General features: G+C 57.9%; 22 protein-coding genes and 1 pseudogene. 8 read left to right on the top strand and 15 right to left on the bottom strand.

The window, feature by feature from the left end; translation table 11 throughout:
• From ABSG47_RS02260 to ABSG47_RS02310, 11 genes and pseudogenes are all read right to left on the bottom strand, one after another.
• Positions 1-200, bottom strand: a pseudogene (locus ABSG47_RS02260) (hypothetical protein); the annotation flags it as partial.
• A 103-nt stretch (positions 201-303) separates the two neighbouring features.
• Complete coding sequence (locus ABSG47_RS02265) at positions 304-1,572, bottom strand: peptidase associated/transthyretin-like domain-containing protein (RefSeq protein WP_424165833.1); 1,269 nt, start codon at positions 1,570-1,572, stop codon at positions 304-306.
• A gap of 64 nt (positions 1,573-1,636) precedes the next feature.
• On the bottom strand, positions 1,637-1,915 hold the full coding sequence (locus ABSG47_RS02270; protein ID WP_424165836.1) for a hypothetical protein: 279 nt from the start codon (positions 1,913-1,915) through the stop codon (positions 1,637-1,639).
• A gap of 3 nt (positions 1,916-1,918) precedes the next feature.
• Positions 1,919-2,464 (bottom strand): cytochrome c-type biogenesis protein, encoded by a 546-nt coding sequence (locus ABSG47_RS02275; protein WP_424165838.1) that lies wholly within the window; start codon positions 2,462-2,464, stop codon positions 1,919-1,921.
• On the bottom strand, positions 2,464-4,584 hold the full coding sequence (locus ABSG47_RS02280; protein ID WP_424165840.1) for a heme lyase CcmF/NrfE family subunit: 2,121 nt from the start codon (positions 4,582-4,584) through the stop codon (positions 2,464-2,466). The genes ABSG47_RS02275 and ABSG47_RS02280 overlap by 1 nt, the downstream gene beginning before the upstream one ends.
• 152 nt (positions 4,585-4,736) lie before the next feature.
• A complete protein-coding gene (locus ABSG47_RS02285) occupies positions 4,737-5,156 on the bottom strand; it encodes a response regulator (RefSeq protein ID WP_424165843.1) in 420 nt (139 codons plus the stop codon).
• A gap of 235 nt (positions 5,157-5,391) precedes the next feature.
• On the bottom strand, positions 5,392-7,383 hold the full coding sequence (gene uvrB / locus ABSG47_RS02290; protein WP_424165845.1) for an excinuclease ABC subunit UvrB: 1,992 nt from the start codon (positions 7,381-7,383) through the stop codon (positions 5,392-5,394).
• 124 nt (positions 7,384-7,507) lie between these two features.
• Entirely contained in the window at positions 7,508-8,281 is a 774-nt protein-coding gene (locus ABSG47_RS02295) for a TIGR03435 family protein (protein ID WP_424165848.1), read from the bottom strand.
• 112 nt (positions 8,282-8,393) lie between these two features.
• The gene (locus ABSG47_RS02300) at positions 8,394-8,942 is read right to left on the bottom strand and encodes a hypothetical protein (RefSeq protein ID WP_424165851.1); all 549 of its coding nucleotides are present in this window, start codon (positions 8,940-8,942) and stop codon (positions 8,394-8,396) included.
• A 111-nt stretch (positions 8,943-9,053) separates the two neighbouring features.
• Positions 9,054-11,774, bottom strand: a complete 2,721-nt coding sequence (locus ABSG47_RS02305) for a TonB-dependent receptor (RefSeq protein ID WP_424165853.1) — start codon at positions 11,772-11,774, stop codon at positions 9,054-9,056.
• Positions 11,775-11,990: 216 nt separating this feature from the next.
• Positions 11,991-12,767: an HAD-IA family hydrolase gene (locus ABSG47_RS02310; protein WP_424165856.1), complete on the bottom strand. Its 777-nt coding sequence runs from the start codon at positions 12,765-12,767 to the stop codon at positions 11,991-11,993.
• 44 nt (positions 12,768-12,811) lie between these two features.
• On the opposite strand from ABSG47_RS02310, the gene ABSG47_RS02315 reads away from it, so the two are divergent.
• Entirely contained in the window at positions 12,812-13,513 is a 702-nt protein-coding gene (locus ABSG47_RS02315; protein ID WP_424165858.1) for an HAD family acid phosphatase, read from the top strand.
• Positions 13,514-13,972: 459 nt separating this feature from the next.
• Positions 13,973-15,454 carry a DUF6600 domain-containing protein gene (locus ABSG47_RS02320; RefSeq protein ID WP_424165860.1) on the top strand — a complete coding sequence of 494 codons (1,482 nt, stop codon included), beginning with the start codon at positions 13,973-13,975 and terminating at the stop codon, positions 15,452-15,454.
• A gap of 39 nt (positions 15,455-15,493) precedes the next feature.
• Here the strand turns inward: ABSG47_RS02320 and rsmA are convergent, their stop codons facing one another.
• Positions 15,494-16,300 carry a 16S rRNA (adenine(1518)-N(6)/adenine(1519)-N(6))-dimethyltransferase RsmA gene (gene rsmA, locus ABSG47_RS02325; protein ID WP_424165863.1) on the bottom strand — a complete coding sequence of 269 codons (807 nt, stop codon included), beginning with the start codon at positions 16,298-16,300 and terminating at the stop codon, positions 15,494-15,496.
• Positions 16,301-16,403: 103 nt separating this feature from the next.
• Here rsmA and ABSG47_RS02330 point away from each other — a divergent pair, with 103 nt between their 5' ends.
• A complete protein-coding gene (locus tag ABSG47_RS02330) occupies positions 16,404-17,078 on the top strand; it encodes an energy transducer TonB (RefSeq protein WP_424165865.1) in 675 nt (224 codons plus the stop codon).
• On the opposite strand, the gene ABSG47_RS02335 is transcribed toward ABSG47_RS02330, so the two are convergent.
• On the bottom strand, positions 17,075-17,827 hold the full coding sequence (locus ABSG47_RS02335) for a GNAT family N-acetyltransferase (RefSeq protein WP_424165867.1): 753 nt from the start codon (positions 17,825-17,827) through the stop codon (positions 17,075-17,077). The two genes, ABSG47_RS02330 and ABSG47_RS02335, sit on opposite strands and share 4 nt — an antisense overlap.
• 54 nt (positions 17,828-17,881) lie before the next feature.
• Between ABSG47_RS02335 and glgA the strand changes: the two genes are divergently transcribed.
• The 3 genes from glgA to ABSG47_RS02350 all read left to right on the top strand — a co-directional run bounded on the left by glgA (position 17,882) and on the right by ABSG47_RS02350 (position 20,446).
• Positions 17,882-19,351 (top strand): glycogen synthase GlgA, encoded by a 1,470-nt coding sequence (gene glgA, locus ABSG47_RS02340; protein WP_424165869.1) that lies wholly within the window; start codon positions 17,882-17,884, stop codon positions 19,349-19,351.
• 304 nt (positions 19,352-19,655) lie between these two features.
• On the top strand, positions 19,656-20,024 hold the full coding sequence (locus ABSG47_RS02345) for a hypothetical protein (RefSeq protein WP_424165871.1): 369 nt from the start codon (positions 19,656-19,658) through the stop codon (positions 20,022-20,024).
• A complete protein-coding gene (locus ABSG47_RS02350) occupies positions 20,021-20,446 on the top strand; it encodes a type II toxin-antitoxin system VapC family toxin (RefSeq protein ID WP_424165873.1) in 426 nt (141 codons plus the stop codon). The genes ABSG47_RS02345 and ABSG47_RS02350 overlap by 4 nt, the downstream gene beginning before the upstream one ends.
• A gap of 50 nt (positions 20,447-20,496) precedes the next feature.
• On the opposite strand, the gene ABSG47_RS02355 is transcribed toward ABSG47_RS02350, so the two are convergent.
• Positions 20,497-21,858, bottom strand: a complete 1,362-nt coding sequence (locus ABSG47_RS02355; RefSeq protein WP_424165875.1) for an APC family permease — start codon at positions 21,856-21,858, stop codon at positions 20,497-20,499.
• Positions 21,859-22,044: 186 nt separating this feature from the next.
• Between ABSG47_RS02355 and ABSG47_RS02360 the strand changes: the two genes are divergently transcribed.
• A complete protein-coding gene (locus tag ABSG47_RS02360) occupies positions 22,045-23,379 on the top strand; it encodes a hypothetical protein (protein ID WP_424165877.1) in 1,335 nt (444 codons plus the stop codon).
• Positions 23,380-23,774: 395 nt separating this feature from the next.
• The gene (locus ABSG47_RS02365) at positions 23,775-24,137 is read left to right on the top strand and encodes a response regulator (RefSeq protein WP_424165879.1); all 363 of its coding nucleotides are present in this window, start codon (positions 23,775-23,777) and stop codon (positions 24,135-24,137) included.
• A 27-nt stretch (positions 24,138-24,164) separates the two neighbouring features.
• On the opposite strand, the gene uvrC is transcribed toward ABSG47_RS02365, so the two are convergent.
• The gene (gene uvrC / locus ABSG47_RS02370; protein WP_424165882.1) at positions 24,165-26,063 is read right to left on the bottom strand and encodes an excinuclease ABC subunit UvrC; all 1,899 of its coding nucleotides are present in this window, start codon (positions 26,061-26,063) and stop codon (positions 24,165-24,167) included.
• Between the last annotated feature and the right edge of the window lie 197 nt (positions 26,064-26,260).

A 26,260-nucleotide genomic window follows, 5' to 3' on the forward strand; every position in this document is an offset into this window, starting at 1 on the left:
GCCAGCGTGGAGGCGCAGTCGGCACCGGTCGAAAAATTCGTAAAGCGCGAGGTGCCTTCGGCAAACGCCGCAAGCATTCCGTAACGATGGCTGATGGACTTGTCGCCGGGCAGGCGCAGGCTGCCGAGAATGTTGCGCGCCGGACGGATGATGCGTTCTTCCACTGCTGTATGCACAAATGCTCCGGGTGCTGCGCGCACGGCGAACTGCGCCTGCGGCGCGCGGGGTCTACTTCAAGTTTACCAAGCACTGCGTGCGCGGCAGATTGCGCCTGCGATGCCCTGACGATAGAGATTTTGCAGCTTATGAGTTTCTCTTAAGCGCCCGTTTCAGCACTGTTTCAAGAGCTGACTTTTGCGTTTGATACTCGTCTGCGTCGATTGTGCCGGAGAGCTTTTCGCTTTCGAGTGTGAAGAGTTCTTCCTTGAGGGCGTTTAACAGTGCGGCATTCTTACCTGCGGCTGTCACAGGAATAAGAGGATTCACGGCTGCTCCTGCAACTGTGCCGCTGGCCGCCGGTGCGCCTACGGCTCCCGCAGGCTTGCGTAACAGAAATGCGGCTGCAATACCGAGCGCCAGCACTACTCCACCCAGGATCCACCATTTGTACTTGCTCAGCGGATCGGGCTGGTTGATAGGCTCGCCGATGCCTCCGCCGGGACCATTACTCTGCGCTGCCTGTGCGCCGCCTGCAGCGCCAGAGCCGCCTTGCTGGCCCTCGCGCGGAATCGAACCTTCGCCGCTTACCGTGAATTGAACCGTATTGCCCGGCACGGCGTTCTTCAGCAGGAAAATCTGAAACGAGGGATCGCGCTGCAGCGGCTGAAAGGCCAGCCCGTCTTTTGCCGTAAAAGTCATCGCCTTCGGCATCTGGATGACGAGGTTGTCCACGGGCATCATCAGCGTGGGCTTAAAGGTGTACGAGCCGGAGTAGGGAAGATGAAACTGGATCTGGAAGATGGTCATCTTATCCGATCCCTGATCCGGGTCAATAGGCACGGTAAACGTGTAGTGGCTCTTCTCCGGCAGCGCGTGCGGCATGGACATCGTTGGCATGCCGCTGGGGCGCGTGGATTCAGCCGCATCCATTACTGCGCCCTCCGGCAGCACGAACTCGAAGGGCTTATCGCCATACTGCGTCATCTGTGGCGAGCTGACGTTATGCACTACGAACTGCTCCGTGACCTGCAGCTGGCCGTTCGCAGTCTCAACGCCGAAGATCTGATCTTCAATTGAAACACCATCGACCTTTGCCTTTACGTCGTAGACCGTCACATCGCCTGATGCTCCGCCTACTGCGATAAAGAACGGCGCGCCCTGGTGTGTTACGCGTACAAGGTACGGTCCCGCTCCCGGCATGTTCAGCGAGTAATGGCCTTTGGCATCGCTGGTGGTTTTGGCCGCGGCGTTCATGCCGGCCTGCACATCAATCAACTCTACTGTGTCGCCTGCGGAAGGCTTGCCGGTGGTCTTGTTGTTGACTGTGCCGGAAGTGGCGGCGGCGTGCGCCAGCGAGGCCGAAAACAAAACGCTCAAAGCAAAAGCGCTGGTAGCAAATCGAGTCAAATGCATTCGTGTCGTAATCCTTCAATTCTTACTCGGGACCAAATCGGATCTCTGACCCCTGATCTCTGTCTTATGCCTGCTGCAGCCGCTCAATCTCGGCGAGCAGTTGTGCGGTCTCGGTTTCAAGAGACGCGCGCTGCGCTTCAAAGTCTTCTTCCGGATACTTTCCGGCGCGATATTCAAAGTTCAAATCGCGCAGGTTTTCGTAGAGCTGTTCCTTGCGTTCGAGCAGATAATCGAGCTGCGTCTTCTGCCTCTGAGCGGCAAAGGAGTTTTCCGGCCAGAAGGTGTAAACAAACGCGCCAATGAGCAACAGTAATCCGGCAATCAATCCGGTATTTGAGGTCATTGCTTAAAAACCTCCATCCGCGCCGGTCTCCCGGCGAATCTTTTCTCTTAGAGCCGATATTTCCGGCGAGTCGCTCTGTGCTGGAAGAGTTTGCGGCCGCGTTGCGGCCCAGTGCCGCGCTACGAGAAGCACTCCAAAGAGTGCCGCAAGAAATACCGCTGCCGGCGCAATCCACGCCACCAGATCGAAGCCCTTTGTCGTCGGTGCAGCCAGCACAGTTGTGCCATACTCTGCCGTAAAGGCATCCAGAACCTGTTGGTCCGTTTGCCCGTTTTTGATGGAGGCCATCAACTCATTCGTCATCGGACCTGAATCGGGGCAGCCTACGTGGTTGCACTCGCCCAGCAACTCCGTGCAGCCGCACGGGCACGTCATGCGATGACTCAGCCTGTCAAACCGATCCTTGCCTGAGGTTGCGCCCAGCGTGAAGCAGATTGCAATGGCGAGGAAAAGAGCCTGTACGAACTGAATCGCTTTCCCACCCCTGGCGCAAAAACAAAGACGTGCCAGGAATGGGGCACCCAACTTGATCGTTCGGGTTCGGCGCATCAATCGCCCCCCTTGAGCGCGGACTGGCCCGCCGCGGCTTGAACCGTTGCGCTCGCCGGAATCTTCAGTGCTGCTGTTGAGGGAGTGATCGAAGGCACGAGCGCAACAATCGAGCCAATCACGATCACGATCCATCCAAACCAGATCCATCCAACGAGTGGATTCAGGATAGCTTTGATGATCGGCTGGCCTGTGTCCTGATTGATGCCCTCGTAGACCACGTACAGATCCCACTCCGGCACGGAGTGAATTGCCACCATCGTCTGCGGCTGCTGGCTTGCCAGGTACACGCGCTTCTCAGGCGTCATCTGCAGATTCGTAAATCCGCTGGTGGTGAGCACCTTCACCGGCTTGCCGTTTGAAGTCACATCGAGCAACGCAAACTCCGAGTTGTAGTTTGAGTTCGAATCCTGCGAGAAGCCAAGGCACTCAAGGTCGTATGGACCGATGTGCATCTTTGAGTGCAGGCCCATCTCCTGCTCCACGTTCCGGTTAAATGCCGTGCCGGCAAACCCGATGATCGCAATCACCAGGCCGATGTGAATCAGATAGCCGCCGTAGCGACGCGTGTTGCGACGCGTGAGCAGCACCAGTGAGGCAAAGAGGTTCTTGCCGGTCTGCTTTGCGATGACGCCTGCGCCGCGCAGAAACTCGCTGACAATGGCGGTGAGAACCGCTGCCGCGAGCGCAAAAGCAATGAGCGCGTAAAAAGTGCCGGTCTGGAACTCGCCATCCTTCCACGGCCTCACGCCTGCAACGAGCGCCACAATCACCATGCCCCAGAGAGCAATGACCGGAATGACAAAGTTGCGGCGAATGGCCTTGAGCGAAGCCGAGCGCCACGGCAGCAGCGGTCCAACGCCTGTGAGAAACAGCAGGAAGAGACCAATGGGAATGGCGACGGCGTTGTAGTACGGCGCGCCGATGGTGACCTTATGATCCTGCACGTACTCGCTCAGGATGGGAAAGAAGGTTCCCAGCAGAATCACGAAGCAGGCCAGAAGCAGCACAAGATTGTTGAAGAGGAAGCTCGACTCGCGGCTGACCAGCGACTCGATCTGGTGATCGCTCTTGAGGTGGTCCTTCTGCAGAATGAATGTGAAGAGGCAGACCAGCAGTATCTGGCCCAGGAAGATATAAAACCACGTGCCGATGGAGGACTGCGCAAAGGCGTGTACCGAGCTGACCAGCCCGGCGCGTGTAAGCAGCGTCCCGACGATGGTAAGCATGAAGGTGATGAAGATCAGCCATACATTCCAGCTCTTCATCATGCCGCGCTTCTCCTGCATCATCACGGAGTGCAGAAAGGCTGTTGCCGCAAGCCACGGCATAAAGCTTGCGTTTTCTACCGGGTCCCAACCCCAGTAGCCGCCCCAGCCCAGCACCGCATAAGCCCAGTGCATGCCGAGAAAGATGCCGCAGGTCAGGAAGGTCCAGGTCACCATCGTCCATACGCGGGTGATGCGGATCCATTTTTCGCCCGGATAGCGCATCATGAGCGCGCCTAACGCAAAGGCGAATGGCACCGAGAAGCCCACGTAGCCCAGGTACAGCATGGGCGGATGGATGACCATCTCCGGATATTGCAGCAGGGGATTGAGGCCGTTGCCATCGTCAGGCAGCGGAGTTATGCCCGGCACATAGCCCGGCAGCAGCGAGAACGGCGGCGCGGCAAAGTTCAACAGCGAGAGAAAGAAGACCTGAATTCCGGCCAGAATGGTTCCCGCGTATGCATACAGCTTGACGTCGTTCTTGTGCGTGAGCCGCAGAACGAATCCATAACCGGCCAGCAGCCACGCCCACAGGAGCAGCGAACCCTCCTGGCCACTCCACATCGCCGAAAATTTGTACGCGGCAGGCAAGGCGCGATTGGAGTGCTCAAGGACGTATGCGATGGAAAAGTCGTTGGTAAAAACGCTCCATATCAGCGCAAAGGCCGCGCAGGTGACCGCCACGAAGCTGGCAATGCCCGCGCGCCGCGCCGTATCCGCCAGCCGCTCCGGCGAGATGCGTGCCTGTCCGCCGGTGGCTATCAGCCGCAACGCAAAGGTGCCGGCCAGCAGGTTGTACGCCGCCAAAGCCAGGGCGGCAATTAAGGCAAAACTGCCAAAGGTTGCCATTGGTACCTCAATCACTATTTTCGCAGACCCACGCGACGCGGCATTGTGAGGGGAAGCACAGCCGGCATGGTCATTCTATGGACGCGAAGAAGAGGATGCCTCGCTCAATGGATGGAGAAAAAGATCGATAGATAGGAAGAGTGAAAGAGTCTTCAGGCGATGCGCAAAACTTCAGGCTGCATGATCTCGCTGGCGGCGCGTAACATGACATTCATGGAAGCGGAAGCAGGCAAAAAGTGCGCATTGGCGGATGCGTATTGCTCCTTACACCCGTCATTGGTGCAGAGCACCAGCACCGGAACCCGCGGCGCGCGGCTGGCCAGCTCGTCCACGAACATCTGTCCAGAAAGCCCTGGCATATGCAGGGACACCACTACCAGTGCCAGATCGCGGGCAAATGCAGGCTGATCGACCAGAATGAAGGCTTCTGCGGCACCGGCGGCACGGACAACGCGCTGATACACAGATTCAAAAGCCTCTTTTTGAGCGTATGCCTGGAGTGGATCGTCATTCACTAGCAGGATTGCCGGTGCGGGTGGTGCAAAGGCCCATGACTTAGCGACTGCGCTCAAAATCTATAACTCTCCACCCAATCCGATGCGGAGTTTGTGAGAGCAGTTGCCTCGGATAGCCAACAAAATAAATCGCTTTAGTCGTACGGGTCAAGCAAATTCAATTGTTTGACATATTTAGAAGATCAACGTCGCTATTCATATTAAAACGCAATAAAACGAAATAAAAAGTAAGGTCCGAAATGGCCTTGCGCCGAAGACAACGCGCTAATTCCTTCTTTAAATTGAGTTTCGCTCAGCCGAAGAGAAATTCCTTTTCGCGCAGCTCTTTGATCGTATCGCGCAGTTTTGCAGCTCGCTCAAACTCGAACCTCTTCGCCGCTTCGCGCATTTCCATCTCGAGCCCGGTGATATACGAATCCACCTCACCCTGCGAGGCAAATTCCGGCATTCCGGCGGTCTCTTCGACGAGCACGTCGCCGTACTCCGACTTGAGAATCATCGCTAGGCCCATGTCAATCGAGCTGATCACCGATTGAGGCGTAATGCCGTGCTCCTCGTTGTACGCGCGCTGGATCACCCGCCGCCGATCGGTTTCGTCGATAGCCCGGCGCATCGAGTCCGTCATCTTGTCGGCGTACAGAAGCGCCCGGCCTTGCAAATGCCGCGCTGCGCGGCCAATTGTCTGAATCAGCGATCCGGCCGAACGAAGGAAGCCTTCTTTATCCGCGTCCAGAATTGCTACCAGCGAAACCTCCGGCAGATCCAGCCCCTCACGCAGCAGGTTAATGCCGATCAGCACGTCGTACTCGCCCTTGCGTAGACTGGCCAGCAGCTTTACGCGCTCCAGCGTCTCAATCTCCGAGTGCATATACCGGCAGCGCACGCCCACCTCGGTGTAATAGCCTGCCAGGTCTTCCGACATGCGCTTGGTCAGTGTTGTGACCAGCACGCGCTCGTTGCGCTTGGCGCGGTCGCGTATCTCTGCCAGCAGATCGTCAATCTGCCCCTTCACCGGCCGAATCTCGATCTCGGGATCGACCAGTCCCGTGGGACGGATGACCTGCTCAACCACAACGCCCGAGGCGCGCGTGAGTTCATAAGGTCCGGGCGTGGCAGAGACATAAATCGTCTGGTGAATCCGGTTCTCGAACTCGTCAAACTTCAGCGGGCGGTTGTCTATCGCGCTTGGTAGACGGAAGCCATAATCGACCAGGTTCTGCTTGCGGCTGCGGTCCCCGTGCCACATTCCATGTACCTGCGGAATCGTGGCGTGGCTCTCGTCCACAAAGAGGATGAAGTCGCGTGGAAAGTAATCGAGCAGCGTGGGCGGAGCTTCGCCCGGCAGCCGCCCGGAGAAGTGACGCGAGTAATTCTCGATGCCGTGGCAGTAACCCATCGACTTGATCATTTCGAGATCGAAGCGCGTCCGCTGATTGACGCGCTGGGCTTCGACCATGCGTCCCTGCGCTTCAAGCTGCGGCACCCACTCGTTCAGCTCGTTCAGAATCGAGTCAATCGCCTGCATCTTCCGCTCGGGCTGCACCACGTAATGGCTCTTCGGGTAAATCGGCAATCGCGAATACTTCTGCTTCACCGTGCCAAAGAGCGGGTCGATCTGCGAGAGCGACTCGATTTCATCGCCGAAGAGCTCGATGCGGAATGCGCTCTCGTCATAAGTTGGGTAGACCTCGATCACATCGCCGCGCACGCGGAATGTGCCGCGGCGAAAGTCCACATCGTTGCGCTCGTAGAGAATCTCCACGAGCCGCCGCGTAATGTCCTTGCGGCTGATCCGCTGACCTTTTTCGAGCAGCAAAAGCATGCCGTAGTAAGCCTCCGGCGAGCCAAGGCCGTAGATGCAGCTCACCGAACTGACGATGATCGCGTCCCGCCGCTCAAAGAGCGAGCGAGTGGCCGAGAGCCGGAGCTTGTCCAGCTCCTCATTGACCGTCGATTCCTTCTCGATGTACAGGTCGCCGGCGGGAATGTACGCCTCCGGCTGGTAGTAGTCGTAGTAGCTGACGAAGTACTCGACCGCGTTGCCGGGAAAGAACTGCTTGAACTCGTGATAAAGCTGCGCTGCGAGTGTCTTGTTATGCGCCAGAATCAGCGCCGGGCGGTTCGATTGCTCAATCACCTTGGCCATGGTGAAGGTCTTGCCGGACCCCGTCACACCAAGCAGCACCTGGTGCCGCTCTCCACCGGCCAGCCCGCTGACCAACTCTTCGATGGCTCGCGGCTGGTCTCCGCGCGGCTTGTATTGTGTGACGAGCTGAAAGTCCATATCGGGAATTAGTATATCAAGAAGGCGAAAATATAGCGAAAATGCTTAGCTTAGAATAGTAGCGCGGTTTGAAATCAATAGCTTTATGGCAATAGAAGGCCAGTTCGAAATTGAATGAATGCCATTAATTCGCCGACGGTTGTTCCACATGATCGATGACCAGCACTTCTACTGGCCCCTTTGCTGGCACAAGCTCAAGACCAATCTGCTCCTTGAGTGCCGTGAATAATGATGGTGGGCCATCTGCAGCCTGTCCGGCGGCGTCATCCGGTGTCCATTTGAGATCTATATCGAATCGCCCATCGAGACCAGTCTTGTCCACAATCACACGGCCCGCGTCCGATGCCAGCTCCTGTGCTATTCCGGCTACGGTCATTCCCTGCGCATTCAGACGGCCCAGACCGTGATTTACCATCGAACCCTGAGCCTTGGACGCTGACAGCTTCGACCCACCCTTGCTCACCACAAGCTCGTAAACAGGCAGTACACGCGTCTCGCGATGCACCGCTAGCTTAAACCGGTCCGCCAGAAGTGACTGGATCATTTCATGTTTAATCTGTTTTGCCTGGTCCCAATCCAGCTTGCTTAACCGTTCGGTCACCGCATCGTCCGATTTCGCGTCAATGTCGAAGTGTTCCGTCTTCATCCAGGAAGGCACGTTCATGATGCGACTGTCCGGGATCATGAAGGCGTACTGCGCGATTGCCAGCAAGGATACGTTCCTGGTGGTGAAACTCCCGCCTTTATCTGAGCTGACGATATGTGAGCGCTCATGCGGCGCGGGATCGTGCAGACTGATTGCTGCAACATCGAAGGCCGATTGAGACTCTTTAGCCTGCGCACTTGCGAGCATTGTGCAAGCTACCAGCAGCGCAAATGAGGAGAGTAAAGTCTTCATGGGTGACATACGGATAGACGCTGTTGGCATTTTATTTGCTCAACGAAATGGTCTCCGAGAAGGCTCGTTTTGATCTACCACCCAATTTTGTGCGGAGGTCAGCTTGTCGCGGTTATGCTCTCGGACCCATTGCCTGGCTTGCCATCCACTGCCTGCGGTAACGACGCTCGCGTACTTCTCGCACAATTACGTAAATCACCAGGCCGATTAATAGCGTTGGTATGCCGAAGAGCCAGAAGGGGAAATATACGCGGTTGCCGTCAATGGACGCCGAATCTGCCGCGTAAAACGAGCCGAACATCGTAACTGCATTCTGACCCACATGGGCTCCGTTATCCACGTGCACGGAACCGAACATCGTAACGAGATTCTGGTCGACGCTGCTGCCGGGGAGCACGTTCATGTTGCTGAAGAAGCTCACCACATTCTGATCCACCGTGGTGCGCACGTTCACATGGCTGAAAAAGGCCACGATATTACCGTTCACCGGTCCCTCGGCATCCACGCTGCAAAAAAAGCAAACCGCATTGTTGGCGGTATCGTTTGGCCCTATGTGGATGTTGCTGAAGAACTGCACCCGGTCGTTCTGAGCACGAGCAGGAGCGGCCACAAACAGTAACGCCGCGGCGCAGAGGGTAAGAGTAAGCAGGCGAGCGCGCATAGACATCCCCTTTGCCGGAGTATACGCGCACCTGAAACAAAAAGTTCCCGGCCAAGGTATTGACTCAGCCGGGAACCTGTCTTTTCGTCTCTCGTCCTGTGTCACTCGTCCCTAGAACTCAAACCGCATTGCCAACTGAAGCCGCCGGGGCGCGCTCACTGCTGTCGTTTCGCCAAAGGTCGGCGAGGTCTGGACAGAGTCCACTCCTGACACGCTCGGATGGTTCAGGATGTTGAAACTTGAAGCCGAAAAGCCCACGTGCGGCGCCTCGTCGTCCTTGTTCTCCGTAATGGCCCAATCGTGACCCCAGCGCAGGTCCAAATCGACATACGGCGGCAGGCTTTCGCTATAGGGCGCCACGCCTTCAGGCCGTGCGTTGAAGAGATCGTCGCCATAAGGGTCTGTGCCGGTGGTCACCGTCCACGGCCTGCCGGAGTTGGCAAAGATCCCGCCGGAGAGATTCATGACACTCTTCGGATTGAAGACTCCATAGAAGCCGATCCGGTTCCTGCGGTCCCAGTTTGCCGGGCCCCACTCGTCATTGGGCGCGTACTGGTTTTGCGGAAACCACCCGATGCCGCCCGTATCCGACCCATAGTGCGACCACGTGTACCGCCCCCACCCGGAGAACCACTTGTTATAGCGGCCCTGGTAAGCGATATCCATTGCGTCGCCTTCATAGAAGCCTTGCGTCTGCATCTGGCGGATGCGGAGGTAATTCGGATCGGGCCGGACTGTGTAGCCTGACTCAGGCGTCGGCGCGTTGATGTCCACCGAGCGGAAGGCTCCGATATCGCGCATCGCGTATGCGCTTACTGATAACGTTCCCTTTTCGCCCATCCCGCGCTCAATTGAAAGCCCATACTGCATCTGATATGGAAGGCGCGCATTCGGCGCCAGCTCCACGCGATTCACAGGCAGCGCCGTCACGTCGTAGCAGTTTGAAATCGGATAGCAGCCGCTCTCCGGCTGATCTGCCGGATTGAGCGAGAGACTTACCGTGCGCCGCCGCGGTTGCAGGCCGCCATAGCGCGTCAGATCCAGCATCGGACCGCCACCAAAGCGGTCATAGTAGAGTCCGCCGCCGCCACGCACTACCATCTTTGATTTCTGATCCAGCACGTATGCAAACGAGAGGCGAGGAGAGAATCCGAGCCGCTTCTGCGCCAGGAAATTCAACCAGTCATAGCGTAGTCCCGGAGTGATCGCGAAGCGCGTGGTCAGCTTGATCTGGTCCTGAATAAACACGCCGGCTTCCTGCTGGTGGTAGACGAAGTGGGTTTCTCCATAGCCCTGCGAGAAGCCCGAAGGAAGATTGTTCTCGTAGTTCTGTAGCGCCGTCTGCAGCACCGTAACGCCATCGGCGGCCAGCGTCGGCCCAAAGCTGTAGCTGCTCAACGCATTTGTGTCGTCGTCGGCAGCCAGCCGCGCAAAGTTCGGTATCCCCCCGCCCATCTTCACAAAATGCCTCCCGTGCGTCCAGGAAACCATGTCATAGAAGCGCAGGTTGTACCCAGTGTACTGAGCGTTGTTCTGGCCCGAGCCGCCGGTGAAGTATCCGTTTACATTGATCTTCGGCGCATCCACCACATTCGTATTGATGGTGCTCCAGCGCTCGCCCACCAGGGATATCTGGTTAACCAGTACCGCGGAAAGCGCTGAATCGGCGTGCAGTGTAATACCGTCCCAGTTGCTCAGGCCATTCCAGCCAGCTTCTGCCAGCGTCTGCCCGCCGATGCCCTGGTTTGACGAGTGGGATTGCCAGTGGCCATATTGCGCGTAGGCGGAGTGCATGTCGCCGAACTTGTGCGCGCCGCGGATGCTGAAGGATGTCTCGCCGGAAGGCGTGGGCACATTCTGCAGCAGGACGCCGGAGGGATTTTCGGGCGTGGGCAGCACGTCCGCATCCACCACCGCGTTTGTGTCTTCTAAGTCGTGATTGAACGAAGCCAGAAAGCTTGAGTTATGCGCAAAGATGATAGGCCCGGTAACGTGGCCCTCATACACTTGACGCTCTTCAAACGGCTTGGAAGGCGCAAGCTCATTCTGGGCGTTCAAACCGGAATTGCGGTAGATGAAGTTGAACTCGCCGTGATAATGCTCCTGAGCGGACTTGGTGATGATCTCCATCTGTCCGCGGCCAGGGTAGTAGTACTGCGCCGAGTAGGGGTCCTGGTTGATGCGCACCTCCTGCACCGCGGAGGCGGAAACCGGAGAACGCGAGCCTTCCACGCCGTCGACGATCAGCCCCGCTCCGCCGGTCGCCGTTGCGCTGTCATCCATAAAGGCGCTCATCGCGGTCGCGTAGTCGTTGTCAAAGATCGGCAGTTGCTTCAGGTCGCTCGACGTGATCACCTGCGTATCGCGATTGCTGTCGCCGGCGGTCAGGTCCTCATTGCCGTCTGCGCTCACATGCACGTTCGTGGCAAGCGCCGCAATTGGCAGCACAACCTTCAGCGGGACGGGAAACATATTTCCCTGCATGACAGAGGAGCTGGTGGCCTTCACCGCGACGGTTGGAACGACAGCCACCACCGGCATCCGCGTCGTCTCAAAGCCCGGCTCAGAGATCACCAGCGTATAACTGCCGGCCTTGGGCGGCTGCATCTGGAAAGAGCCGTCGGCGCTGGAATGGATTGTGCCGGCCACAGCGCCTGTGGCGTCAATCAGGTCAATCTCCGCGCCGGGAACGATTGCCCCTGTAGGATCGGCGACCACGCCGGCAATTGGCACAGGAGCGGGCACGGCAGGCACATTGGTGGGAGTATTGGGAGCCGCGGCGACAAGCGACGGCGCGGCGAGGCACAGAAATAGCGAGAGAGAGCGAATCATCTCAACTCCAAGGCAATATTGTCGGCATCCCGTTTGCGCGGAGATACAAAATCCCGTACACGCGTTTGCGTGCAGTCTGCTGCTTGACTTTGGCCTACCGGATTCAAACTGTAGTGACAGTTCTCGCATCTTCGTGCGAGGAACCTGAGCTTGCAAATGCCTGTGATTTGTTTTGAACTGCTGTCATTCGTAGACGGATATGGCCCGTAAACGGTTTCAGGCTTTCTTTGGCTTACGCTGTAAATCTATTTTCGCAGGCTCCAGGGCCTCCGTCCAGCCATTTGCGTGGTCCACCAGAATATCCGGCATCTCCTCATGCAGATTCTGCGGTCCAAAGCCGAACTGGCAGCCCAGGCTCCAGGCGCCGGCATTTCGCGCGGTCTGCACGTCCACCTTGCTGTCGCCGATCATCAGCGTCTCATCGGCACGCACTCCGGTTTCGGCAATGATTGCGTTCAGTCCCATCGGGTCCGGCTTCTTCAGCGGAAAACTGTCTCCGCCGTAAATTACCCGGAAGAACTGCGCCATCCCCAGCCCTTCGCAGATCCTTTGCGCCGGCCGCACGGGCTTGTTGGTCAGCACAGCCATCTCGAACCGCCCGCTCAGCGCTTTCAGCGCCTCCACTACGCCTTCATAGGCATAGGTGAAATCCAGGTTGTGCGAGCGATAGTGCTCCAGAAAGTAGCTATACGCCGTGGCCAGCTCCTCGTCATGAACTTCATCCGGCGCAATGTTGTTCTCGGCTGCCAGTGCCTGCCGCACCAGCATTGCCGCGCCGTTGCCCACATAAGTCGCGATCAACTCATCCGGCAGCGCGGGCCGTCCCTGATGTTCGAGCGCGGCGTTCACGCTGTTCGCCAGGTCGCGTGCCGAGTCAATCAGCGTTCCATCCAGGTCGAAGACCAGCAGCTTCAGGTGCTCGGTAGGCACGGCATTCAAAATGCGCAGCATAAGATTCAGTGTAATCTTGGGAGTTGCTGCTGCTAAAAGCATGGACGCCGGCTCATGTATTTGTCATATTCTGGGGGATTTTGCTCATGCGCTATCGTCGTGATTCCGTTTTTCTCGCTCTCATTCTCTCCTGCTGCATGGGAGCCGCTGCGCAGGCCGTTGCTCCACTGGCTCCCAGTGAGAGCATTCAGAATCTCAACAACGTCAAAGCTCAGCTCCGCGCCTATCACGACTGCACCCGTCCCACGGTCTGCTATCAGCACGATCTCGACGTGCAGGCAGACCGCGCCATCGCATTTCTTCATCGCCGCGTCCTGCACCCTTCAACGGAGGAGAAGCTCGCGCTCATCCTCGACATTGACGAGACCACGCTCTCAAACTACGACGAGATGGCCGGCGCGGATTTCGCCTACGACTCCGCCCGCTTCAATGCCTGGGTGGATTCCGCTCAAGCTCCCGCAATCGCCGGCACCCTCCGCCTCTACAAGGAAGCCCAGCGCCTTGGCGTCGCTGTCTTCTTCCTCACTGGACGCACGGAAAGCCAGCGCGCCGTCACCGAGCAGAATCTTCGCAACGTCGGCTTTGACAACTGGCAGCAGCTCATTTTGCGCCAGACCGATGAGGAATCCACCAGCGCTCTCGACTACAAATCCGCCGCCCGCGGGCGCATCGCCGCCTCCGGCTACAAAATCATTCTCAACGTCGGCGATCAGTGGAGCGATCTTCGCGGCAAGCCCCTCGCCGAGTACTCCGTTAAGTATCCCGATCCCTTCTATTTCCTTAAGTGAGCGTTTGGTACTGGCTCAGTTTGAATCGTTTTGTAACAGGGCACGACTCAAGTCGTGCCCTGCCTGATGAAAAACTCCATCTTCGTTTTTCCGGAGGGAGCGTGAGGCTTCAGCCTCACGAATAAGGCCAATGTATTCAAGAGGGGCTTTAGCCCCGGGCCCTTCCTTAAAACCGCCAGACCGGCTTTGTCAGCAATCAGGGCACGAGTTTACTCGTGCCGTAACTATCGCAAAGACGTGTCCGGGCTTTAGCCCCTGCGGGATGTTTGTTCACCAAACCTGCCTTTTTCCGCAACCTGTTGAGTAGTGCCGAAAATCCGGCTGATAAAATCCTTGGGCTTTAAGCCATTACCGAGCGTTTTGCCCCGTTCAAGCGTATTTTTATCTATATTCGACACGCAACTTTTTGGGTTATCCGCTGTCGGTAAGAAGTGGGGGAAACGGGCAATGAAAAGGCACATGACTACATGGGCAGCGGCACTGGCGCTGTCAGCGGGGCTATCCGCGCTGGCGGTGGCGCAGGATGCCGGAAACGGTGCAATCCCGAATTCGGGCCAGGATCCAGCCCAGAATCCCGCGTCAAATCAAGGCCAGAATCGAGCCGTTCGCCTCAGCACCATCGAGGGCCAGGTCAGAATCCTGCAATCCGGCCAGTCCATCACCGATCAGGCCGTGGCCAACACGCCGCTCTTTGACGGCTTTGGCGTCCAGACCGGCGATGACGGCCGCGCCGAACTTCAATTTTCGGATGGCACCGTTGGCCGCATCCCGCCCGATAGCTCCGTAAGCCTGGAAGGCATGCAACAGGGCGCCGGCGATTTTCTTCTCGATCATGGAATGGGTTACTTTGAGCTGCGCGGCGGAGAGAGCGTGCGCTTTGCCGGCTACACAGCCGCCTCCACCGGCGCTGCCGTTATCCGCGTCAAGCTCGACGAGGCTCCCGGAGAGGTTGCTGTCTTTGATGGAACTATCCATCTGGAGGGTCCTGACGGAATTACCGCGGACCTTCACGGTGGCGAAAGCGTAAGGCTCGCGCCTCAAGACAGCATGCTTCGTGTGGCTGAAATCGTTGAGCCCGATTCCTGGGATGCGTGGAACTCTGACCGCGACCAGGCGCTGACTGCTGCCGCCGGCAGCGCCACGCCCGCTACCAGGAGCATGGATGACGCAACCAATCCAGCCTGGGGCGATCTGAACCAGAACGGGAACTGGTATGACGTGCCGGGCGAGGGTTATGTCTGGTCTCCCTACGACGCCTCCAACGGCTCATGGGACCCCTACGGCAGCGGCTACTGGATGAATAGTCCGGGCTACGGCTACACCTGGGTCTCCGGCTACTCCTGGGGCTATCTGCCCTACCAGTGCGGCCTCTGGAACTGGTATTCCGGCTTTGGCTGGGGCTGGGCCCCGGGAGGCTGCACGCCCTGGTGGGGCGGCAGCGCCTGGGGATTCAACGTTGGCCGCGGTCCCTTCGGATGGCATCCACCGGGTCGCCCCTTGCCTCCGCGCCTGCGCGGTCCGGTGCGTCCGGGCGGCTTAATCCACGCAATGGGCGCTCAGCCTGTCATTGCGGTAAACCGCACTGGTCAGCCGATTGAGACTGGCCTGCCCCTGCGCGATCGCAGAACGCCGGTCACAATCGCTGGAGCTACGGTTGTGCCGATGCGGCCCGTCTCCCACCGGCCTGTCTATAATCACCAGCTTGCGAACACGCCGGTGCAGTTCAACGGCTCAGGCGGCGCGAATGCAGGCGCTGGGAATCGTCCCGGCTACAACCCGGCTACCGGCCAGTACTCGGGCCAAACCAGGCCCGGTTACACGGCTCCGCCTCCCAGCTCCAGTGCATCTCACCCGCACCCCGCGCCCAGCGCTCCCATGTCTTCTCCTGCGCCGCGTGCGGCTCCGCCTCCACCAGCTCCGCGTCCAGCTTCTCCCAAGTAGCGGGATAAAAGCCGGATGGCTTGAAGAGGCCGCCTCGCTTTACAGCGCGGCGGCCTTTTTGTTTTCAAGGTGTGCGTGCAGCGCGGCCAGCTTATCGAGTTCTAACGACTCCGCCCTCGCCTGCGGCGAAATCCCCGTCTCCGCCAAAGCCGCCTGAACCGCGGCTGCCTCCAATCCCGCGGCCCGCAGATTATTCGCGAGCGTCTTTCGCTTCTGCGCGAAGATCTGCTTTGCAAACTGGATGAAGCTCATTTCATTCACGCCCAGTTCTGCGAAGCGCGGCGCAAATCGCCATCGAAAGACAGTGGAATGCACCTCCGGCGGCGGAGAAAACGCGCCTGGCGGCAGCGTAAACAGCCGCTCAACCGGCCCATACATCTGCACCGTCACGGAGAGCAGCCCGTAATCGCGCGAACCCGGTTCAGCTACCACGCGATCCGCCACTTCGCGCTGCACCATCAGTACTGCGCGATCGAGCGACGCATGATTCTTGGCCAAACGGAGCAGAATTGGAGAGGTGATGTAATACGGCAGATTTCCCACAACCGGAAGCTTGTGTCCGGCCTGTGCCGCGGCATCCGCAAAGTTGAATTGCAGAACATCCTGCTCGATGACGGTGAGCTTCTCCGAAGGCAAATAGGCACGGAGCGCAATCGCCAGCTCGTGATCCACCTCAATCGCCGTCACGTGGCATGCGCGTTCGGTCAGCGCTCGTGTAATCGCCCCCTCGCCCGGTCCAATCTCGATCACATTCTGTCTCGAAACGTCGCCGAGCGCGGCTCCGATCCGCGCAATCGCCGACTGGTCGCGCAAAAAATTCTGTCCGAGCCTGGATTTTGCTGGCATAAAGAGTCAAAAGATCATGGTATCGGAGCGCCCGCCCATGGCTCAGCCTGAAAGTATGCGAAAATCGGACCTAACGTGAACGCAATAGAACGGGAGGGAAGCTATGCCGCCTGAGATCGAACGTACTCGACGCCTTACCGGCGGGGTTCTGCTCTCTCTCGTCTGCCACGGAGCCCTCTTCGGCAGCCTGCTCCTTGTGGGAATCGCCACCGGCTCACGGTTCCTCCGTCCCGCCAACGTGACCACTTCCTTCATCTCCGTCAGTCAGGTTGAAATCGCGGGCGCATCGCACGCCATTAAGCTCACGCTGCCGCCCGATCCCGCAGCTGCTCACACTAAGACTCCGGACCACAACGCCGATCCCACCAAAAAGACCATCCTGCCCGCCCCGAAAGATCCGCCAAAGAAAAACGGCGGCGGCTCGCCTCCCAACCCACAAAACAGCAAAGGCTCAGGCCAGACCAAGGCAGGCAACGGCGCGGATGATGAAGACGCCACACCGGCCTTCCCGGTCTTCTCGCCCAAGCCGCCCGTTACAGATCGCGGGCTTCTGCCGGGTTCTGAGAAAAAGATCGTTGTGGATGTCAATGTCGATGCGGCAGGTGGCGTAGTCAGCGAAACCCTCGTGACGGGCCTCGGCAACAAGCTCGATCAGATTGTTCTTGAAACCGTAAAGAGCTGGCGCTTCCATCCTGCGACCGTCAACGGAAAACCCGTTGCCACGCAGGCCGAACTGGTCTTCCCGTTCAATCCGCAATACCCCATCGGGGATTCTTAGCCCCCATTCACCAGCGCCGCAAAATGAAACTCCTGCCGCGTCTCAAATCCCAGCGCCTCATATAGCCGAATCGCCGGATTCGTGCTGTACGCGTGCAGAAGCGTAGTCTTTCCATCGCGCTCAATCTCGTCAATCACAATCTGCATCAGCCGCCGTGCATATCCCTTGCCCCGCGCCGCAGGATGCGTACACACGCCGCTGACCTCGACCAGTCCCGGCAAGTGCATCCGCTTGCCCGCCATCGCCACCAGCTCCAGGCCATGAAAGATCCCGTAGAAATTTCCCAGCTCCAGCGTCCGCAGCCGGAACGGTCCCGGCTCTGTCAGATCGGCAAGCGCTACCATCGCAGGCGCATCCTCCGCTGTCAGCTTGCGCGGTATCAACTCGCCCGCATCCGCTTCAACACCGCGAGTCTTGCGCACCATCTGCACAATAGGTCCGCTCCGCACCACATGCAAGCCGCCTGCGGGCACAATCGGCTCCACGGAAAACAGCACCACCACGCCGTCTTCAGCCAGCTCGCTCAGCGCCTCATAGCTCTCTTCTGTCTGCGCGGGAATGCCGCTCAGCGGTCCAATCTCTGTTGGATAACGCCGCGCACGCTCATCGCCCAGCGCGAGTTTCACGTGTTCCGTGCTCAGCGCGTTCCAGATGGGGTTGTCCAATAGAGCGGTGTCGAGCAGCATCCTTCCCGCATCCAACGAGAGTGAAGAATCGGTAATTTCCTCGGATTGGGCGTGGTTCGGCATCGTATCCGCTTTCGTGTGCTCTAGACTGACTTATTGGGTGGAGAAAGAGCCTTCATGCGTATTGTATTTGCTGCCTCGGAGTGTGTTCCTTTCGCAAAAACCGGCGGTCTCGCCGATGTGGTCGGCGCACTGCCGCCGGAGCTCGTCAAGCTCGGCCATGAAGTCACTGTCTATCTGCCGCTCTATGCCGTCGTCCGCCCGCATCTTGCAGACCGGTGGAAGTACGTTATCCGCTCCATCACCATCCCTTATGAGTCCTACAACCGCTTTGCCGGCATCGTGGACGGCGGCAAACGCAATGGCGTGCAGTATTATTTTGTCGATTGCCCTGAACTCTTCGACCGCCAGGGCCTTTACGGCACACCAACCGGCGACTATCCCAACAACTGGGAACGCTTTGGCCTCTTCTGCCGCGCTGTCCTTGAAGCCTCGAAAATCCTTGGCGTTCCGCAGATCTTTCACGTTCATGACTGGCAGTCCGCGATCCTGCCCATCTATCTGCGCACCATCTACGCACCCGATCCGCTTCTTGCCAGCGCAGGCACTGTCCTTACCATCCATAACGCGGGCTATCAGGGCTGGTTTCCGCCGCAAACCACGGAGCGTCTTCTCCTTCCCTGGGAGATCTTCACCATGGATCGCGTGGAGCAGTTCAACACCTTCAATTTCCTCAAAGGCGGCATCGTCTATAGCGACATGCTCACCACCGTGAGCCGCAAATACGCTGAGGAAATTCAGACCGCCGAGTTCGGCAACAACCTTGAGGGCATCCTCCGCAGCCGCGCCGCCGATCTGCGCGGCATTCTCAACGGCGTCGATTACGCACAGTGGGACCCGGCCAGGGACGGCTACCTGGCTGCGCACTACACCGCCAACGTCCTCACCGGCAAGCAGGAGTGCCGCGCCGATCTGCTTCACGCCTTCGGCCTTGAATCTGTTTCGGCCACAACTCCCGTTCTCGGCATTGTCTCGCGCTTCGCCACGCAGAAGGGCTTTGACATTCTCTCCGGCATTGCCGATGAGCTCATGCGCCGCGATGTCTCCGTCGCTGTTCTCGGCTCCGGCGAGGCGTACTACGAAAACCTCTTCCGCGAGTTTGCCGCGCGCTATCCGGGCCGCGTCTCGCTGCGGGTCAAGTACGATGAAGCCCTCGCGCACAAGGTCGAAGCCGGCTCCGACATCTTTCTCATGCCCAGCCGCTATGAGCCCAGCGGCCTGAACCAGATGTACTCGCTGCGTTACGGTGCCGTGCCCGTCGTCCGCGCCACAGGCGGCCTTGATGACACCATCGAAGAGTGGAACGCTGGCACAAATCCGGAACAGGGAACCGGCACAGGCTTCAAGTTCTACGGCTACGCTCCGGGCGATTTCCTCGCAGCCATCGACCGCGCTCTCGCTGTCTTCCCGCAGAAGTCAGCCTGGCACCGCCTGATGCGTAACGGCATGGTCAAGAACTATAGCTGGACCCAACCCGCCCGCCAATATGTCGAAGTGTATTCGGAAGTGGCCAAGCGTCGTAGCTAGTCGTACGACAAAATTGTGTCGTACGAGTCGTATCTTGTGCTAACCTTCTCCTTGCGGGGAATATTCCACAAGGAGGGGAATGACAATGCTGGCTACTCGCATTGAAGTTTCATGCGCTGCGGAAGTGTTTATCGCAACCTCTCTTCTCCATCGGGAACAGCCCGGCCGGCCAGAATTCACTATTCAAGAGATTGTGAATCGGGCTGCGAGAGAGAACGTGAATGGCGAGCTTCGCTCAGGCGTCAGCGTTCATGCCTCTCAACACTGTGTAGCAAACAGGGCTCCAAATCCAGGTAAGCATCGGATGCTGTTTGCAACCGGCAAGCACACGCGCCGTCTTCTGCTTCCAGGCGACGAAGTACATCCTGAACGGACCGGAAAAATCTTCCCGGACGCGGGAGAACTCCCCGAGCAGTATCTTCCCCTGCTGGAATGGGCGAAGCAGCGATATGCAAGCGCCAAGGGAGTGGCAACAACGCTGGAGGATCCCGATGAATGGGGCCGGAAGTTGCGCGAAACCTCATATTCTCCCGGAGAAAGACTTGTTATTCCGGACGAGGCGCGTCCGCGGCACTTGGAGAATCTTCTTCAGGCGCGGGGAATTGGCGCGAAGATGGCGGAAGGGATTGATCCTGACGAGTACATCCGGCAATTGCGCGAGGGATGGGAATGAGCAGGATTTTTTTGGATTCCAATATTTTCATCTACCTCATGGAAGATATGGGGCCGCGCGGAAATCGTGCGAATGCTATCTTCACGCAGCTTTCGATGCGTAAAGACACGATCCTGACATCCACGCTGACGCTGGGAGAGGTGCTTGTAAAACCGATTCACGCAGGCGATAAGGGCTTAGCGAGCAAATATAGTTCATTGCTGAAAGAGCCGGAAGTGAACATACTTTCCTTTGATCGGAAGGCGGGTGAGATATTCGCTCTTATCCGCCAGGACCGTTCCATTAAAGCTCCTGATGCAATTCAACTGGCTACTGCGGCGAGCGCTGGGTGCGACTTGTTTGTAACCAACGATGATCGCTTGACGAAGGTCAATTTGTCGGGCATCCAATTCATTGCTTCCATGGAAACTGCTCCGTTATAGCTCCGGAACCAGGAGAGAATTCATAAATAGCGCTCGAATGACAGCGTTTTTCAATACATTCGCCCTTCTTCCATCGGCACTGACTTCCCGTACATCTTCCGCACCGCCCACATCACCGGCAGCCCCAGCAGAATCACCACCGTTCCCAGCAGCGATCCCTTGAGGTTGCTCGTATAGCTCGATACCAGCACTGCCGCCGCGCAGAGAATGAAGATCGCCGGCAACACGGGATAACCCCACACGCGGTACGGCCTCTTGAGCTCCGGATACTTCCTGCGGTAGTAGAAGATCGTCGATGCCGTAAGCATGTAGAACATCCACTCCGCAAAGACTGCCAAGTCAAAGAACTGCTGAAACTGTGACAGAAAAATCAGCAGAACAGTCGAAAGCAGCCCCTGAACAATCAGAGAAAACGACGGCGATTGAAATCGCGGATCGATCGCCATGAATCGCGAAAAGAATAGCCGGTCACGCGCCGCGGCAAACGGCACGCGCGCGCCGCTCATCACAGTTCCATTCAGCGAGACAAAGATACTTACCGCCATCGCCGCTGCGACGAATCCCGCTCCGCGCGGACCGGCCACGACTGACAGCGCGGCCACCGCGGGCCGCTCGCTGCCTGCAATCTGCGCCGCCGGCAAAATGTACTGGATCGCCGCATTCGTGGCCATGAACAACACACCGACCGCAAACAACCCTCCAATCAGCGCAATCGGCAGGCTGCGCTCCGGCCGCTTTACCTCGCCTGCCACCATCGTCAGATCGTTCCAGCCGTCATAGGCCCACAGCGTCGCGATCAGCGCCGTCATAAAGCCGTTGATTCCGCCCACAGCCCCCGGCACACCGGTCGAAAAATTGCTCCACGAGCCCGTTGCCGAAGCAAAGCACAGCGCCGCGACAATCAAGATCAGCACGGCCTTCAGTACGGTGAACACAAGCTGAAAATCCCCGGCCTTCTTGATGCCCAGATAGTTCAGCCCCGTCATGAACCACGTCACGCCAATCGCAAACACCTGCGACCACAGCAGCGGCGTCCCCGCCACATGATCGCCCAGAAAATGAAATGCCGGAAAGAAGCCCAGCGTTCGTGCTAAACCTGCCGTGGACGCCGCAATCGACGCAGGCTTCGCAACCGCGAACCACGTCCACATATATAAGAACGCCGTCGTGTCTCCGTAGGCCCCGCGCAGATACACATACTCGCCGCCCGCGTATGGCAGCATTGAGCCAAGCTCGGCATAAGTCATCGCGCCAAAGAGCGAGAGCAGTCCGCCCACGACCCACGCCAGATATACCAATGAAGACGAGCCCAGGTCCTGCATCATCTCGCGCGGAACAAGAAAAATGCCGCTGCCAATGATCGTTCCCACTACGATGGCCGTAGCCTGCGGCGCACCAAGAACGCGCGGCAAATCAGCCGGACTCACCTGTGTTTTAGAACTATGCGTATCGCTCATCCAGTGATGTGAGGGTAGCATAGCCGCGGGAACATCTTCGCCTCTATCGGTGTCTAATCCAGCAAGTGCATATCATCCCTCTGCGTTCCGCTCGGACACGGCGCGGCGCAGTGGATCGCAGACTATTTCTACGGAGTATCCATGTTCCAACGAGTGCGGTTCGCGCTGATGCTGATGATGTGCGTATATGGCGCGCATGGACAAACTACAACTCCGGCCGCTCCAGCAACTGCGCCTCTTCCGGCGCCGATTCCCTCCGCTACTGCTCCATCTCCCGCGCCGCCAGCCGCGCTCTCCCCCGCTGAAGTCTACAAGCAATCCATGCGCCCGCTCGACCAGGTGCGCGCCTCGCTCGACAACTGGTCTGACCCGGAGTTAGGTGCTTTATCCATCGGCATCGGCAAAGCCCGCGAGGCCTGCACACAGATGGATTCCCAGGCCTACACCGGCGACGATCTTTACGACTACGCGCATCTCTGCGCCTTCGGCCAGGTCTGGGGATCGGCCAACACCGCAGCCGCGCATTACATCGCAAGCAATGCCCAGCCGCATCGCGCGCAAGCCTACGCGTTGAACGCCAATGCTCTTTTGCAGATGGGCCAGTTTGACCAGGCAGCGCAGACCGCGCAGGAAATGCTCAACGCGCTTCCCTACGATGCTGAAGCCGCCTTCACGCTCCGCTACATGAAGGACTCGCTCGAACAGCGAGGCGCTTTTCAGGCGCTGCATCTTGCGGAGGATGAGCACGAAAAAATCATCGCCGCTCTGCAGCAGGGAACTCCGCTCAAATCCGCAACCGGCGACGGCGTCATGAGCATCGGCGAACTTTACGACTCTGCCATGCAGCTCGCCTTCTTCTATGAGAACATGGGCAACAGCATTGCCGGCTCAGCCATTGTCGCCAGTTGCGATGCCGCGTTGCCTGACGCGGCAACACTTGCGCCGGAAGATCGCCAGCGCATTGAAAACGTCCGCACGCGCTTTCATCTGCTGGGCAAGCACCTGCCCGATCTCACCATCACGCGCTCGCTCGCATCCTCCACAGCCAAGCCGCGCCTTCCAGAATCTTTTGGCGCAGGCACCGTGTTCGTGCTTTTCCCCGATTGGTGTGTGCAGTGCCGAAAGATGATGAAGACGCTGACAGAATTCGCCAATGTCAACGCCGACACGCCGCTGCATGCCTACGGCCTCGTCTTTGCTGATACATCGATGATCACGGACTCCGCCGTGCATGAAGGATTTCTCCAGGAGCTTCAGGGAACCTCCACGCTTGTTGTTCCCGCTGCTACAACACAAACCTTCGGCGCACAGGAATTTCCGCTCGCCATTGTCGTAGACAGCGCTGGCTTAGTCCGTTTCATAGGCCCAATCCCCCCGGATGCCTTCAACGGTGATGGCTATATTACAAAGGTTATTCACAGGATGATTGCAAGCGGTCCGGTAGGGAAAGCCATCATCCACATACAAAAGCCATAACTGGCTAACGTGTTGTCAACACGCTATTCCCGGCAGATACTTTTTACACATTTCAATACCTGCGCATGTAAAAAGTATCTACTGACCCTGCCGGGATGCCATATAGCCTCGTAAAGAAGCCTGTCTTAGCCTGAATAAATACGCGCAACCTGGCGCACTATTCTTGCGTCTCTATGTGAGCGAAGGAGGGTATTGGTTGAACGAATGACGATATGTCATCCGAAAGTAGAAAGTTCAGCCGCTGAATTAGGGAAACTCTGATTAAGTAGCACGAACGGTAGGTCACGGCTTCAGCCGTGACATAAATGCAGCAAAATCAATGCGGCTTTAGCCGCTGAGGTATGCTTCACGGACTTAATCAGACCTTCCTTAGTGAATTACATAGGAGATAAATTATGAATTCCAAAGTTATATTTGTTGTCGATGATGAAGCTGTAATTGCCGATACGCTTTCTGTTATTCTTCAGCACGCCGGCTTCGTTGCCAGGCCGTTTCACCGGCCGGAAGACGCTCTCCGCGCATCAGAGTCGATCGTTCCCGATCTGCTCATCAGTGATGTGTTCATGCCCGGCATGACCGGCGTTGAGCTCGCAAACCGCGTTCGGGCACAGTCTCCGGAATGCCGTATCTTTCTTTTTTCCGGTCAGCAAAATGCCAGGAGCGTATTGGAGAAAGAACAGGGAAAGTTTGAGTTCACGATCAATGAAAAGCCAATCCACCCTTCCGAGCTTCTCGCGTTGATCCATGAGAGCCTGTGACATCTGGCATCGACCGGGCTGCGAACTTCATTCCGATGGAACAATCTGTTCTTCATGAAAGTACCGCCAGATGCTTTCTGCTGTCTTCTTTGAAACCACCGCGGCAAGCGACTCCACCGTTGCTTGCTGCACGTCCCGCAGGCTGCCAAAATGCGTAATCAGTCGCTGCCGCGTGAGCGCGCCCACTCCGGCAATCGACAGCAGCTCACTCTCGCGATCGCGCATGGCGCGCCGCTGCCTGTGGTAGCCCACGGCAAACCGATGGCTCTCATCGCGAATCATCTGCATCAGGTGCAGCACAGGCGAGCGCCGATCCAGTACCACCGGATCGTCCTCATTGCCGCTCACATAAATCACTTCTTCCTTCTTGGCAATGGAAGCCAGTGGTTGCGTCGTAAATCCAAGCTCCTCCAGCGCGTCTGCGGCGGCGTGCAATTGTCCCAGACCGCCGTCAATCAACACCAGTGAAGGCATCTGCTTATCCTCATCCTTCAACCGCTTGTATCGCCGGTGAACTACCTCGCGCATCGATGCGAAATCATCCACGCCGAGCACCGTCATCACCTTGAACTTGCGATACTCGCTCTTGTTCATCTTGCCGTCTTCCCATACGACGAGCGACGCCACGGTCTCCGCGCCCTGAATGTGCGAAATATCGAAGCACTCAATTCGCTGCGGCAGATCCGGCAGCATCAGCGCATCGGCCAACGCTTCCTGGATCGCCTTCTGCGAGGGCTCCAGGACGCGGAACCGCTGCACATAAGACTGCTTCGCATTTTGCGCGGCCAGGTCAACGAGCGATCGCTTCTCGCCGCGCTGCGGCACAGCCACTTCAATCCGGTGACCCGCGCGCTCGCTCAGCAATCCCGCCAATAACTCACGATCCGGAAAATCAGCAGGCGCCAGAATGCTGCGCGGCACGTATGGCTGATCGATGTAAAGCTGCTTGAGCAGCGCAGAGAAGAGCTGGCCTGGGTTAAAGTTTGTCTCGCTCCGTGGCTCAAAGTGCGCGGTTTCTTCCGCTTCCTGAGTGTTCTCCACGGCGAGACTCTCCATCAATTCAGGCAAATCCTCCCAGAAGAATTCTCTCCGGTCCACAATTTTTCCGTGCCTCATGTGAAACAGATTTACTGCCAGCGCGCCCTCTTCAAAGTGATACCCGAAAACGTCCGCGTCATCGTTCAGCTCCGCCGTGGCAATGCGCTGCTTTTCCTGCAATTGCTGCACCGTGGAAAGCTGATCCCGCAGCCGTGCCGCAGCCTCAAACTGCTCCTCATTCGCGGCTTCCATCATGCGTTCGGTCAGCGTTTTTTCCAGCTCCGTCGCCTTGCCTTCGAGCAGCATCTGCGTGTCGCGCACCGCCTGCTTGTAAGCCTCCGGCGTGGTCAGCCCTTCCACGCATGGCCCCAGGCAGCGATGAATGTAGAACTGCAGGCAAGCCCGCGGATAATACCGCGATAGGTCCACCTTGCAGCTCGGAATCAGAAAGCTCCGGTGAATCAGCTCCACCACGCGATAGGCCAGGTTTCCCGGAAAGTAAGGTCCGTAGTATGCCGCGCCGTCCTTCCGTAGCCGCCGCGTCACAAAGACCTTCGGAAAGCGATCTCCCAGAGTCAGCTTCACGTACGGGTAGGTCTTGTCATCGCGCAGCAGAATGTTGAACCTTGGCTTGCGCTGCTTGATCAGGTTGTTCTCAAGCGCCAGCGCCTCGCCTTCGTTCCCCACCAGGATGTAGCTGATGTCCACTGCCTCGCGCATCAGCGATCCGGTCTTCGCATTGGCCTGCGCCGCATCCAGAAAATACGACCGCACCCGCGAGCGCAGGTTCTTCGCCTTGCCTACATAAATCACATCGCCTTGCGCGTTCTTGTACATATACACGCCAGGCTGCGTGGGCAGCGTACGGATTTTCTCGTGCAGGTCCATATCAGTTAAAAATCGCTGGAAGCGAATGTTTTGTCGAAAAGAGCAACGGGCCCTTCCTTAGATTAGCCGCAAAGAGAAGGGATTACGAAAATCGGAGCTTTTTCGGCGCGGTGTCCGCCCCAGGGCGCTTCTTACGCGGTCAAAAGGTTACGACGACGGTAAAAAATACATGGTTAAGGCTATGTTCTCGATCCGCG

The sequence above is a fragment of the Occallatibacter sp. genome (genome assembly GCF_049510455.1).
Classification (GTDB): domain Bacteria; phylum Acidobacteriota; class Terriglobia; order Terriglobales; family Acidobacteriaceae; genus Telmatobacter.